Origin of the sequence: Williamsia sp., assembly GCF_016462415.1 — a bacterium.
Lineage (GTDB): Bacteria > Actinomycetota > Actinomycetes > Mycobacteriales > Mycobacteriaceae > Williamsia_A.
Window position 1 is genome coordinate 1 of sequence record NZ_JAEMTF010000081.1, and the last position, 13,615, is coordinate 13,615.

At 68.5% G+C, this 13,615-nt stretch carries 10 protein-coding genes and 1 riboswitch; of the genes, 6 read left to right on the forward strand and 4 right to left on the reverse strand.

What is annotated here, in order from left to right; all coding sequences use genetic code 11:
• Window positions 1-155: 155 nt before the first annotated feature.
• The 5 genes from JHC79_RS17185 to JHC79_RS17205 all read left to right on the forward strand — a co-directional run bounded on the left by JHC79_RS17185 (window position 156) and on the right by JHC79_RS17205 (window position 5,755).
• Entirely contained in the window at window positions 156-2,138 is a 1,983-nt protein-coding gene (locus JHC79_RS17185) for a TerD family protein (RefSeq protein WP_296393022.1), read from the forward strand.
• 102 nt (window positions 2,139-2,240) lie between these two features.
• Window positions 2,241-3,020 carry an SDR family NAD(P)-dependent oxidoreductase gene (locus tag JHC79_RS17190; protein ID WP_296393024.1) on the forward strand — a complete coding sequence of 260 codons (780 nt, stop codon included), beginning with the start codon at window positions 2,241-2,243 and terminating at the stop codon, window positions 3,018-3,020.
• Between the two features lie 7 nt (window positions 3,021-3,027).
• Window positions 3,028-4,233 carry a precorrin-6y C5,15-methyltransferase (decarboxylating) subunit CbiE gene (gene cbiE / locus JHC79_RS17195; RefSeq protein WP_296393026.1) on the forward strand — a complete coding sequence of 402 codons (1,206 nt, stop codon included), beginning with the start codon at window positions 3,028-3,030 and terminating at the stop codon, window positions 4,231-4,233.
• On the forward strand, window positions 4,230-5,003 hold the full coding sequence (gene cobM, locus JHC79_RS17200) for a precorrin-4 C(11)-methyltransferase (protein WP_296393029.1): 774 nt from the start codon (window positions 4,230-4,232) through the stop codon (window positions 5,001-5,003). Before cbiE ends, cobM begins: the two co-directional genes overlap by 4 nt.
• Window positions 5,000-5,755: a cobalt-precorrin-6A reductase gene (locus JHC79_RS17205; protein ID WP_296393030.1), complete on the forward strand. Its 756-nt coding sequence runs from the start codon at window positions 5,000-5,002 to the stop codon at window positions 5,753-5,755. Before cobM ends, JHC79_RS17205 begins: the two co-directional genes overlap by 4 nt.
• Here JHC79_RS17205 and JHC79_RS17210 read toward each other — a convergent pair.
• The 3 genes from JHC79_RS17210 to cobG are packed head-to-tail and all read right to left on the reverse strand — an operon-like array spanning window position 5,721 to window position 9,030.
• Window positions 5,721-7,238, reverse strand: coding sequence for a precorrin-2 C(20)-methyltransferase (locus JHC79_RS17210; protein ID WP_296393033.1), 1,518 nt, complete (start codon window positions 7,236-7,238; stop codon window positions 5,721-5,723). The genes JHC79_RS17205 and JHC79_RS17210 overlap by 35 nt on opposite strands.
• Window positions 7,235-7,858, reverse strand: a complete 624-nt coding sequence (locus tag JHC79_RS17215; RefSeq protein WP_296393054.1) for a precorrin-8X methylmutase — start codon at window positions 7,856-7,858, stop codon at window positions 7,235-7,237. Before JHC79_RS17215 ends, JHC79_RS17210 begins: the two co-directional genes overlap by 4 nt.
• Window positions 7,859-7,866: 8 nt before the next feature.
• Window positions 7,867-9,030, reverse strand: a complete 1,164-nt coding sequence (cobG, locus tag JHC79_RS17220; RefSeq protein ID WP_296393035.1) for a precorrin-3B synthase — start codon at window positions 9,028-9,030, stop codon at window positions 7,867-7,869.
• A gap of 57 nt (window positions 9,031-9,087) precedes the next feature.
• Window positions 9,088-9,151: riboswitch (cobalamin riboswitch) on the forward strand.
• A 66-nt stretch (window positions 9,152-9,217) separates the two neighbouring features.
• Here cobG and cobN point away from each other — a divergent pair.
• Window positions 9,218-12,841, forward strand: coding sequence for a cobaltochelatase subunit CobN (cobN, locus tag JHC79_RS17225; RefSeq protein ID WP_296393037.1), 3,624 nt, complete (start codon window positions 9,218-9,220; stop codon window positions 12,839-12,841).
• Window positions 12,842-12,930: 89 nt separating this feature from the next.
• Here the strand turns inward: cobN and JHC79_RS17230 are convergent, their stop codons facing one another.
• Entirely contained in the window at window positions 12,931-13,419 is a 489-nt protein-coding gene (locus JHC79_RS17230) for an ASCH domain-containing protein (protein ID WP_296393039.1), read from the reverse strand.
• Between the last annotated feature and the right edge of the window lie 196 nt (window positions 13,420-13,615).

Here is a 13,615-nt window from a genome sequence, read left to right on the forward strand (position 1 = left end):
CACTCGCGGTACGGGGCACGAACCCAGCGTATCCGCGCTCCGCGGAGCGCGACTGCGCCCCCGTCGACCTGGCCGTACGAACCCGCTGAGCGGCGAGAAGTCTCACCCGCGCCATTCGGCCGGACAGAGGTACGGGGTCATGTCATAGTCGGGTCATGTCCGAATCACAGGCACGTGCCCTGTCCAAAGGCGAGAATTTCTCGGTCGCGCCCATTGGTTCGGACGCGACGAGCATCACCGTGGTCATGGCATCGGCTTTCGCGAACGGCGCCCGACTCGATGTCAGCGCTCTGCAGTTGAGTGCCGAGCACAAGGTCCGCTCGAACGATGACTTCATCTTCTTCAACCAGTCGGTGTCGGTACACGGCGCTGTGTGCATTTGCGATGACAGTGCGGTGAACGTCGACGACACCGCTGCGAACGCCGATGCGGTCCAGGTGTCTTTGTCCCGCCTCGACGACGATGTGCACCGTGTCATCGTCGCCGCGAGTCTCGACGACGCACGACATGACACCTTTCGAGACGCCTCTCAACTCACCGTGAAGCTGATGGATTCCGACTCCGGGGCGAACGTCGCCGTATTCGAGGTCGTACCGGAAGGCGGCGAAACGGCGATCATCTTCGGGGAATTCTATCGCCGAAACGATGAATGGAAGTTTCGAGCGGTCGGACAAGGTTATGCACGAGGCCTTTCCGAGCTCGCCGCCGAATTCGGCGTGGACGTCGAACGGCCGGACGCCGAGCGGGAATCTACGACGGTCGAAGCCTCACAAGTGACCGACGACGTTGCACCGGCAGCGAGCGGCGAGGAGGAGAAGACCAACCACGCATTGGCTGCGCCCGCTCGCACGATCAGCGTGCGCAGACCGGTTCGTCCACCAAAACTCCCCGAATGGTCCTTGGCCTCATCGGCGTTCGACGACGATGAATGGGATCGCGCCCGACTCTTCTCAGTGTCCGGGATCGGCACCGGCGGTGAACGGGAGCGACGGGCAGTGTCGGCCCTGTTGGCGGTCATGGGCGGAGTGAGGGAGTTCGGACGCGAACTCACGCGACGCTGTGGTGCACCCGCCGGGACGATCGACACCTATATCGAGCCGGAATTCGACTACGCCGACACGAAGTTTCGCCCGGACGGACTCATCCGTATCCGGCGAGGCCAGCGCGAGTGGACTGCCCTCGTCGAAGCCAAGACGGGAGACAACGCACTCACGGTCGAGCAGGTGGAGCGTTACGTGGCTCTCGCCAAGCAGAACAAGTTCGACGCGCTGATCACCGTGAGCAATCAATTACTGGGCGGGCACGACGACCTTCCGGTCACGATCGACAAACGGAAACTGAAGAACCTGGCTGTACACCACCTTTCGTGGGACGAAGTCCGGTCGGTGGCCATACAGATGTCGATGTATCAACGGATCGAGGACACGACGCAGAGCTGGGTTCTGCGCGAGTTCGTTCGTTATCTCCAGCACAGCAATTCGAAGTTGCACGGCTTCACCGACATGGGCCCGCTATGGGTACTCGTGCGAGACGCGGTCAAGAATCACACGCTGCACTCGAAAGACAAAGCTGCCACCGAAGTGTGCCATCAGTTCGATCAACTGGTCCGACACCTCGGTCACGATCTGTCGTGCTTACTGGGGGTGGATGTCGTACCGATCTTCCCGAGTAGGCGGGAGGACAGCACGCCACGACTGCAACAGTTGGCGGATTCAGGCGCCCTCTACGGATCGCTGCGGATCCCGGGCGCCGTCGGCCCCCTCGTCATCTCGTTGGACCTTCGCCTCGAGCGCGCGACGTGCTCCATCACCTGCGAAGCGTCAGATGCCTCCAGGGGACCGACGCGGGTGAAGGCCCTGATGAAACAGATCCCCGACGCGTCCCCCAAGATCACCGTGCAGACAATTCTCAGCGGTCGACAGACGACGCCTGGTCGTACCGCGGAGCTCGGGATACTGCGCGACAAACCCGACACCATCGTTCCCGAGTCGGACAAGCCGGTGAAGAAGTTCTTGCTCAGCCAATCCGGTCCTCTCGGTGGGAAAGGTGGCGCGGCTCGCGGCAGCGTCGTGAACGCGACGAGCAAGCTCGTGGCCGAGTTCTATCGGGATGTCGTTCAGAACCTGCGTAACCCGTGATCCGCGATAGCGCACCCGGGCAGGTGTGACCTACAGGGTGAGTTGGTGCCGCACAGTCGGCGGTGGTCGCGGGGCGGATCGGCGGGGTGGGACAATGACCGGGTGAGCAGAGCCGGACGATCGACGACGCCCGACGGTGTGATCCTCCTGTTGGGTGGGCGGAGCGAGATCGGGCTGGACGTCGCCCGTCGCCTCGCCGACGGAGCGGTCGTCGTCCTGGCGGCACGACGCCCCGATGACCTGACCGCCCAGGTACAGGTCATCCGCGATGCGGGTGCGACCGCGGTGCACACCGTCGGGTTCGACGCCGACGACATCGCGAGCCACACCCCGTTCATCGAGTCGGTCGTCGCCGAACACGGAGCCATCGGGGTCGCGATCGTGGCGTTCGGGATCCTCGGCGACCAGCAGCGCGCCGAGACCGACGTGTCCCACGCGCTGCAGATCGCGCACATCGACTATGTGGCCCAGATCAGCGTGATCACCCCGTTGGCGCAGGTGATGCGCGCCGCCGACGCCGGGGCGATCGTGGTCTTCTCGTCGGTGGCCGGCATCCGTGTGCGGCAGGCCAACTACGTCTACGGCTCGACCAAGGCCGGTCTCGACGGGTTCGCCTCCGGTCTCGCGGACTCCCTGCACGACACCGGTGTCCAGGTCCTCATCGCCCGGCCCGGTTTCGTCATCGGCGCGATGACCAGAGACCTCATGGATTCCGGCGTGAAACCCGCACCCCTGTCCAGCACACCGCAGCAGGTCGCGGCCGCCGTCGTCACGGCGTTGCACCGCGGTAAGCGCACCGTCTGGATCCCCTGGGCCATCCGCCCGGCGATGTTCGGGATGCGCCTGTTGCCGCAGGCCGTGTGGCGCAAGATCCCGCGGTGACGCGGACGTGAGCGAGACAGACTTCGTCGTCATCGGTATCGGCGCGGACGGCTGGAACGGGCTCGGCGACACCGCGCGCGACGAGCTGCGCCGAGCGACCCTCATCGCGGGGTCCCCGCGGCAGCTCGACCTGCTCCCAGAACTCGCCGCCCGCCGTCACGCGTGGAGCTCACCGATGGTCGACGATCTCCATGCGGTGCTCGACGCGCCCCCGGAGACCCCGGTGCACATCCTGGCCAGCGGCGACCCGATGTTCCACGGCGTCGGGACGACGATCATCCGGCACGTCGGGGCCGACCGCGTCCGGATCGTCCCCACCGTGTCGAGCGCGTCGTTGGCCGCCGCGCGACTCGGATGGGACCTCACCGACACCCGGATCGTCAGCCTGGTCACCGCGCCGGTCACCTCACTGGCCCGCGACATCAGCGCCGGGGTGCGTCTGCTGATCCTGAGCCGTGACGCCGGCTCTCCCGAGGCAATTGCCGCCCAGCTCATCCGATCCGGGCACGGGGAGTCGCGTCTGACCGTCCTCGAACAGCTCGGCGGCGCCGACGAGACGATCGCACACGGAACCGCGGGCACCTGGAACCGACCGCCCGGGGATCGGCTGAACATCGTCGCGGTGGAGTGCGTGGGCCCGGCGTCGTCACGACAATCAGGTCTGCCCGACAGCGAGTTCGACAACGACGGGCAGCTGACGAAGACCGCGGTCCGCGCGCTCACGGTCACGGCGTTGCGACCCGCGCCCGGTCAACTCCTGTGGGATGTCGGCGGCGGCGCCGGTTCGGTCGCCATCGAGTGGCTGCGCACCGAGAGCACTTGTCGGGCGGTGGTGTTCGAGACCGACCCCACACGTCGCGAGCGGATCCTCGGCAACGCCGAACGCCTCGGCGTCGGCACCACCATCACCGTCGATGGGGAGGCGCCGCAGGCGCTCCACGGCGCGCCGACTCCCGACGCGATCTTCATCGGGGGTGGACTGTGTACCGACGGCATGGTCGAGGCGTGCTGGTCGGCGCTGCGACCCGGCGGCACCATCGTCGCGAATGCGGTCACCATCGAGTCGGAAACGGCGGTGCTGCACTGGCATCGGACACACGGTGGCGAACTGCGCCGGGTGCATCTCGAACACGCCGCTCCGCTCGGGTCGATGACCACCTGGCGCCCGGTGCTGCCGGTCACGCAATGGATCGCCACCAAGGAGCACTCATGACCGTTCACTTCATCGGCGCGGGTCCCGGCGCGGCCGACCTGATCACCCTGCGGGGTGCGCAGACCCTCGCGCGCTGCCAGACCTGTCTCTACGCCGGGTCGCTCGTCCCGGACGAGATGCTCGAGCACTGTCCGCCGGATGCGGTGATGATCGACACCGCGCGGATGCCCCTCGACGAGATCATCGGCCACATCCGCACCGCGGACGACGCCGGCCACGATGTCGCGCGCCTCCACTCGGGCGACCCGTCGCTGTATTCCGCTGTTGCCGAACAGATCCGGGCCCTCGACGCGGTCGGGATCGGTCACACCGTCGTCCCCGGCGTACCCGCCTTCTCGGCCGCAGCCGCGGCGCTCGGACGCGAGCTCACGGTCCCCGGGATCGGCCAGTCCCTGCTCATCACGCGCGTCTCGACGTTGTCGACGGACATGCCCGCGGGGGAGACCCTCGCCGAGCTGGCCGCCACCGGCGTCACGCTGGCGTTGCACCTGGCAGCACATCGCATCGACCAGGTCCAGGCCGATCTCCTCGAGCACTACGGTCCGCAGTGTCCCTGCGCGGTCGTCGCTTTCGCCAGCCGCGACAACGAGCAGATCATTCGGTGCACCCTCGATCGTCTCGCGTCCGAGACGACGTCGGCCGGTATCGTACGGACCGCGGTGATCTTCGTCGGGCCGGTACTGGCGGCCAGCGGGTTCCCCGACAGCTACCTCTACTCGCAGGCTCGGATGACCAAGGTCGCCGGCGAGAACGGTTCCGCCCGAGCATGACCGGTCACGGTCCGGTACTCATCCTCGGCGGGACGGCCGAGGCACGTGCGCTCGCCGCCGAGTTGCGCGACCTCGACGTGCCCTACATCTCGTCGCTGGCCGGGCGGGTGCAGCAGCCCCGACTCCCGGTCGGGGAGGTGCGTATCGGCGGTTTCGGCGGTCCGGCGGCCCTGCGCGCGTGGATCGTCGAGCACGACTGTCGCGCCGTCATCGACGCCACCCATCCCTTCGCACAGCAGATCTCACGCAATGCGGCGGAGGCGACCGCACCGCTGGGGGTTCCCCTCATCGCGTTCCGACGTCCACAGTGGGTCCCTGCGGCCGATGACCGATGGACGGTCGTCGGTGACATCGCCGCCGCCGCGACCGCGGTGTCCGGTCGCGACCGTCGGATCCTGTTGACCACTGGTCGGCAGGACGTCACCGCATTCGCCGGAGACGGCTTCGCCTTCTACCTGATCCGCGTGGTGGACCCGCCGACCGGTGACCTTCCGCCGCATCATCGGATCATCCGGAGCCGCGGGCCCTACGATCTGGAATCCGAACTGACACTGCTCCGCGACAACGACATCGACACCCTGGTGACGAAGAACAGCGGCGGGGAACACACCCGGGCGAAGCTGGTCGCCGCACGGGAACTCGGGGTGGCGGTGGTGATGGTGGCACGACCGCCATCACCGGCGGGGGTCGATCTCGTCGACACCCTCGACGCGGTGATCAGTCGGCTGATGGACCGTAACGCCGAGAGGTGAAGACGGCCGCCCCGCCGACCCGATCGACCACACGCGTGGTCGACGACCCGACGATGATCAGCGTGCGCATGTCCACCCGAGCCGGGACCAGCGCGCCCGCGCTCGTCACCGACACCGCCTCGTCCGGTCCGCCGACGTCGCGACCGAGCACGACGGGGCGATCGACACCCACGGTCTCGACCAGAATGCGTTGCAGCGCCTCGACCTGCCAGGTGCGACTCGCCGACCCCGGGTTGTAGATCGCGATCACCAGATCCGCCTCCAACGCCGAACGTATACGCCGTTCGATCGTCTCCCACGGCTTGAGCCGGTCCGAGAGTGAGATCACGGCGTAGTCGTGGCCCAGCGGGGCGCCGACCGCAGCGGCCACCGCGTTGGCGGCGGTGACACCCGGGACCACCCGCACGTCGACGTGTTCCCAGGCGGGCTCGGCCGCCATCTCGACCACTGCCGACGCCATCGCGAACACGCCGGGATCACCGGATGAGACGACCACGACGCGCGCGCCGCGGGCGGCGAGATCGAGTGCCATGCAGGCCCGTTCGGACTCCACCTTGTTGTCGCTGGCGTGCATCCGCTGGCCGGTGCGCGGCGTGACGCGGGCGAGGTAGGTCTTGTAACCGACGATGTCGGTGGCCCGGGCGAGCTCGCTCGCGACCTCCGGTGTGGTCCACCGATCGGCGCCGGGACCGAGGCCCACCACGACCACCTCTCCGACCGACACGTCTGCGGCGGTGACGGGTTGGCTCACGGGTCGGTTGAGCGCGCCGGGCACGACGACCATCGAGAAATAGGGGACCGACGTGGGGTCGACGTCGCGGACCGGGATCACCCGCTGGGTGCCGGTCGACGCGCGCTCGACGTACCAGGCCACGTCGGCAAGACCCGCGGTCTCGAGCGCATCGAGCACGCCGGGGAACGTCCGTCCCAGCTTCATGATGGCCACCGCGTCGCTGTCGCGCAGCCGGCGCACGAGTTCGTCGGCGGCCATCGTGCCGGGCAACACCGTCGTGGTCTCGTCGGCCTCCACCCACGGGATCCCCACTGCGGCAGTGCTCGCGCTGACCGACGTGACACCGGGGATGATCTCGGCCTCGAAGTCGGCGGACAGGCGTTTGTGCATGTGCATGTAGCTGCTGTAGAACAGCGGATCGCCCTCGGCGAGCAGCGCCACCGATCGCCCGGCGCGCAGATGCTCGGCCAGTCTCTGCGCCGCCGCGGTGTAGAACTCCTGCAGTGCACCCCGGTAGCCACCGGGGTGGTCGGTGGTCTCCGTGGTCACCGGGTACATCAGCTCTTCGAAGATCTGTTCTTCACGCACATAGGGTTTCGCGATCCCCAATGCCACGCTGCGACCGTGCCGCGCACAGTGGTAGGCGACCACGTCGGCCTCGCCGATCACGCGTGCGGCCTTGACGGTGACGAGCTCACTGTCACCGGGGCCGATGCCGACGCCCCAGAGTTTCCCGGCCACGTCGCTCATTCCACCGGGCTCGCCAGCGCGTTGACCGCGGCGGCGGTGATGGCCGATCCGCCGCGGCGGCCCAGCACGGTGATGAACTCCAGGTCGGTGCGCTCGGCCAGTGCCGCGCAGGATTCCGCCGCACCGATGAACCCGACCGGCGCGCCGACCACGGCTGCCGGACGGGGGCCTCCGGCGTCGATCTGTTCGAGCAACGCGAACAGCGCGGTGGGGGCGTTTCCGATGGCGACGACGGCGCCGTCGAGCATCGGTTCCCACAGATGGACTGCGGCAGCGGTTCTCGTGGTGTGCAGTTGTTCGGCCAATCCGGGTGTGCGGGGATCGCCGAGCAGACAGAGGACGTCGTTGTCGACGGGCAGGCGACGTCGCGTCACCCCGGAGGCGACCATGGTCGCGTCGCACAGGATCGGTGCGCCGCGCTCGAGCGCCGAGCGGGCCGCGCGGACGAGGCCGGGTGTCGCGACCACGTCGGCGGGTAGGTCGGTCTGGCCGCACGCGTGGATCATGCGGACGACGACCCGTTCGACGTCGTCGTCGTAGGCCGACAGGTCGGACTCGGCCCGGATGGTGGCGAAGGACTGCCGGTAGATCTCGGCGCCGTCGTGGATATAGGAGTACATGTCGGCACTCACGTTAGCGGCACTTCGCCGATGCTCTGACGCTCGTATCCGTCGCCGACCGCCTGCACCCGCACGTGGGTACTGCGCGGCGTCCCGCAGGCGCGCTCGCAGCCGACCCAGTGCTGGCGCTCACCGGGGACGACCTCGCCGTCGTCGACGGCGCGTTCCAGGTCGGCCCGGACGTCGGCGCGGGACTTGGCGCAGCCGGGGGATCCGACACACGACGTGGCGCTCGCCCAGGGGGAGTTCGCATCGAAGATCAAGCCCATCGGGGCCAGGACCCGCACCACGGCCTCGGCCTCGCCCTCGGTCAGGTCGACCAGGACGATCGACCGCCACGGGGTCACGATGACCGGTGCTCCCACGGCCACGATGACCTCGGCGGTGCGCGCGGGCAACAGGCCGTGGGCCAGGACCGCACCGAGCGCGACCCGCCCGTCGGCCTGGTCGAACCATCCGACCGGTGCCGACCCGACGACGTCGAAGTCGATCTTCTCTGCGCTGGGCACCCGACCGGTGTGCGACACGACGGCGTCGACCCCGCCCGGGATCTCGGCGATCCGCCACTGTGTGGTGCGTTCGCGGCCGAACCCGCGCGCGACATCGATCATCGTCTCGACGGCCGCCTCGGGCGGGACCCGGACCCCGGTGTCGGCGCCGGCCACGACCAGGGCGAAGTCGTCTCCGGTCGCGTGCACGCCGATGTCGGCATCGAGTCCGCTGACGTCTCCACGACCGTCGTCGACGGTGAACAGGATGCGCCCGGGCAGCTCGGCCAGGTCGGGATCGGCGCGCAGCGCCTCGTCGAGCCGGATCACGAGGTCCGACACGTCGGGGCCGTCGCCGACACGACCGGCCAACGGCGAGGCCAGGATGTTGCGGACCCGCTCGTGCGTCGGTGACGGCAGCAGTCCGGCGTCGGCCAGACGTACGGCGAGGTCGTCGGCGTCGGTCACCGACCGGAACTGCACGTTGCCGCGACTGGTGAGCTCGAGGTCTCCGGTGGACAGTTCTCGCGACGCCGTGGCCAGCACCGAGAGCTGCTCGGGGGTGAGCATGCCGCCCGGCAGACGGACCCGCGCGAGCGCGCCGTCGGAGGCCTCGTGCAACTGCAGGGCTCCGGGGCACGCGTCGGCCCGCGTCCTGCGGGGTCCCTCCGGCGACGTATCCACGCGCTCCAGGTTACGACCGGAGGGCATCGGCCCCGTACGATCGCACCTGAGCGGTGCGGAAACCGGTGCGATTCCGGTGCGGTCGCGCCACTGTGACCTGCGGCGACGCGGGAAGTCAGACCCGATCCGCTCGCTGCGCACGTCCACCGAACCACCGGGGCGCGAAACCCCAAGGGAGGCACAACCCGTGATCTTGCTGCTGTCCACGTCGGACACCGATCTCTCGAGTGCACGTGCCAGCGGCGGCGACTACCGCTACGCCAACTGCAACCGCATCCTCGTCTCCGAGGACCTCCCCGTGATGCTCGACGGCGTCGACCTCGTCGTGGTGCGGATCCTGGGTGGCAGGCAGATGTGGGACAGCGGCGTCGACGCGGTCCTGAGGTCGGGACTGCCGGTGGTGATGCTCGGCGGCGAGATGGCCCCCGACGCCGCGCTGATGGAGCTGTCGACGGTGCCCGCCAACGTGGCGTCGCAGGCCCACACCTACTTCGCCGAGGGTGGTCCGGAGAACCTGCTGCAGCTGAGCTGGTTCCTGTCCGACACGGTGTTGCTCACCGGCCACGGTTTCGACCCGCCGGTCCACGCGCCGACCTGGGGTCTCCTGGACCGCCCCGCCCTGGACACCGACGACGGCCCGACCGTCGCCGTCCTGTACTACCGAGCCCAACACCTCTCCGGCAACACCGGTTACATCCACGCGCTGTGCGATGCGATCGAGACCGCAGGCGCCCGGCCGCTACCGATCTTCTGCGCCTCGCTGCGTTCGGCCCCGGCCGAACTGCTCGACACGCTGCGTCAGGCCGACTCGATGGTCGTCACCGTCCTGGCGGCCGGCGGGACCAAGCCGGCCGGTGCAACCGCCGGCGGGGACGACGAGTCGTGGAACGTCGCCGAGCTCGCGGCGCTGGACGTCCCGATCCTGCAGGGCCTGTGCCTGACGAGCAGCCGGGCGACGTGGGCCGACGGCGACGACGGCATGACCCCGCTGGACGTCGCGACGCAGGTCGCCGTCCCCGAGTTCGACGGTCGGATCATCACAGTCCCGTTCTCGTTCAAGGAGATCGACTCCGACGGTCTGAGCACCTACGTCCCCGATCCCGAGCGCTGCGCCCGGGTCGCCGGCATCGCCACCCGTCATGCGCGGCTGCGACACATCGAGGCAGCGGACAAGCGCGTGGTGTTGATGCTCTCGGCGTACCCCACCAAGCACGCCCGCATCGGCAACGCCGTCGGTCTCGACACCCCGGCCAGCACCATCCGCATCCTCACCGCGATGCGCGCAGCCGGGTACGAGATGGGCCCGGAGGAGGGCGAGCACGCCATCCCCGGACTCGCTGCACGCGACGGTGACGCCCTGATCCACGCACTCATCGAGGCCGGGGGACAGGACCCGGACTGGCTGACCGCAGAACAGCTCGAACGCAACCCGATCCGCATCTCCGCCGCGCTGTACCGCGAATGGTTCGACACCCTGCCCGAGGATTTCCGCGCGCAGGTCGTCGACCACTGGGGACCGCCGCCCGGCGAGCTCTACGTCGACCGTTCGTCGGACCCCGACGGCGAGATCGTCATCGCCGCACTGCAGTTCGAGAACGTACTGCTCATGGTGCAGCCCCCGCGCGGGTTCGGCGAGAACCCGATCGCGATCTACCACGATCCGAACCTGCCGCCGAGCCATCACTACCTCGCGGCCTACCGCTGGGTCGCCGCACCGCGCGAGCGGGGCGGGTTCGGGGCCGACGCGATCGTGCACATCGGCAAGCACGGCAACCTCGAGTGGCTGCCCGGCAAGACTCTCGCCATGTCGGCGTCGTGCGGCACCGACGCCGCACTCGGTGACCTCCCACTGATCTACCCGTTCCTGGTCAACGACCCGGGGGAGGGCACCCAGGCCAAGCGACGGGCGCACGCGACCCTCGTCGACCACCTGATCCCGCCGATGGCCCGGGCCGAGAGCTACGGCGACATCACCCGCCTCGAGCAGCTCCTCGACGAGCACTCGAACATCACCACCCTCGACCCGGTCAAACTGCCCGCGATCCGTCAGCAGATCTGGACGCTGATGACCGCCGCGCAGATGCACACCGACCTCGGTCTCGAGGAGCGACCGGCCGAAGAGGTCTTCGACGACATGCTGCTGCACGTCGACGGCTGGCTGTGCGAGATCAAGGACGTCCAGATCCGCGACGGTCTGCACATCCTGGGCGAGGCACCCGACGGCGAGTCCGAGATCGACATGGTGCTGGCGATGTTGCGTGCGCGGCAGATGTGGGGCGGCGAGCGCAGCGTCCCCGGTCTGCGGGAGGCGCTGGGCCTGTCCGAGGACGGCGACGAGGTGCGCGACCGCGTCGACGAGATCGAGGTCCGTGCGCGGGGTCTGATCGCCGCCATGGCCGACACCGACTGGTCGGTGGACGCGGTCGCCACGGTGACCGCAGACATCGCGGTCGACGAACAGCGCGAGACCGTCGCCCGCATCCTCGAGTTCGCCGCGACCGAGGTCGTGCCGCGGCTGCGTCAGACCAACGGCGAGGTCGACCGGATCCTGCACGCGCTGAACGGCGGGTTCATCCCGTCCGGTCCCAGCGGCTCCCCGCTGCGCGGGCTGATCAACGTGCTGCCGACCGGGCGCAACTTCTACTCCGTCGACCCCAAGGCCATCCCGTCGCGGCTGGCGTGGGAGACCGGCCAACTGATGGCCGAATCGCTCATCGAGCGCTATCAGAAGGACCACGGCGAGTACCCGCAGTCGGTGGGGCTGTCGATCTGGGGGACCAGCGCGATGCGAACCTCCGGCGACGACATCGCCGAGGTGTTCGCCCTGCTCGGCGTCCTGCCGATCTGGGACGAGGGATCGCGACGCGTAGTCCGCCTCGAGGCCATCGGCCTGGAGGAACTCGGTCGGCCACGGATCGACGTGACGGTCCGCATCAGCGGGTTCTTCCGCGACGCGTTCCCGCACGTGCTCGCGATGCTCGACGACGCCGTACGCCTCGTCGCCGACCTCGACGAGCCGGACGAGTCCAACTTCGTCCGCGCCCACGCACAGGCCGATCTCGCCGACCACGGCGACGAACGGCGCGCCACCACCCGCATCTTCGGGTCCAAGCCCGGCTCGTACGGCGCCGGGTTGCTGCAGCTGATCGACAGCAAGAGCTGGCGCAGTGACGAGGACCTGGCCGAGGTCTACACCACCTGGGGCGGGTTCGCCTACGGACGTGGACTCGACGGGATCCCGGCGGCCGACGACATGCGCACCGCCTACCGGCGAATCGCGGTGGCGGCGAAGAACACCGACACCCGCGAGCACGACATCGCCGACTCCGACGACTACTTCCAGTACCACGGCGGCATGGTTGCGACGGTGCGGTCCCTGACCGGGAAATCGCCGGAGGCCTACATCGGCGACAGCACCCGTCCGGAGTCGGTGCGCACCCGCACGCTGTCCGAGGAGACCGCGCGCGTGTTCCGTGCCCGGGTCATCAACCCCCGCTGGCTCGACGCGATGCGCCGGCACGGATACAAGGGCGCCTTCGAGATGGCGGCGACCGTGGACTATCTGTTCGGCTACGACGCCACCACCGGTGTGGTGCAGGACTGGATGTACGAGAAGCTCACCGAGACCTACGTGCTCGACGAGACGAACCGCAAGTTCATGAACGAGTCCAACCCATGGGCACTGCACGGCATCGCCGAGCGGTTGCTCGAGGCCGCGGGCCGCGACCTGTGGCACGAACCGTCGCCGGAACTCCTCGCGCAGCTGCAGCAGGTGTATCTCGAGACCGAGGGCGACATCGAGGGCGGCTGATCGCGGTCTATGGCTTGCACGCGACCAAGTCGTGCGGATTCCTCAGCCAGAGCGCGTACCGAACTGCTGGGGCGAGTCCCGCGCAGGGCTCATGTGTGATCGCCGGCCTGGTCCTTTGCGTAGACGACTTGGAAGAACTCGGTGATGACCGTCGCGTCCTCGATCTGGGTCAGTCCCCAATCCCGGAGGTGTGCGGCGTATCGACCAGAGTGGGCCGATCTCCAGTGGGCGAGGGACATGTCTCCTTCGCCCTCGGCGGCTGCGATGTATTCCGGCACCTCGAGAAACTTGTGGTTCTCGATCCGAACGGTGAGCAGGATGCACCGGGGAGAGCCGAGCGAGTCGAGAACGATCCAGTGATCTCCCACCTGCGGTAGCGGGTCACCCGTGGTGGTGTAGTCCTCGACCAGTCCGCTGCCGGCGACCTTGTCACCCTGCAGATACAAGGCGAGCAGAGTGTCTGCGATCTCGGGGCTGCCCGGATGTCCGGCAATGACGTTCTGGCTCTTCCCGGGCGAATCGGGTGTCTCGGCGAGATAGGCACGCCAGTACCTCTCCTCATCCTCCGTCAGGCTCACGTTCGGAGCGTACGGGGTTAGGTCAACCCGTTGGGACAGCATCGAGAGTGATTTGCACGCGCCGAGCCTGCCCGCAATCCCGTCGCTGCGGTGGCGCCGTCTTCCCTGGATCGATCAGAGAGATGCGCCGCCTCGGGAGAGAATCGGGCACCTCGTTCGTTGACCCCGTGAACGCAACGAGACCGACAAGGACTGA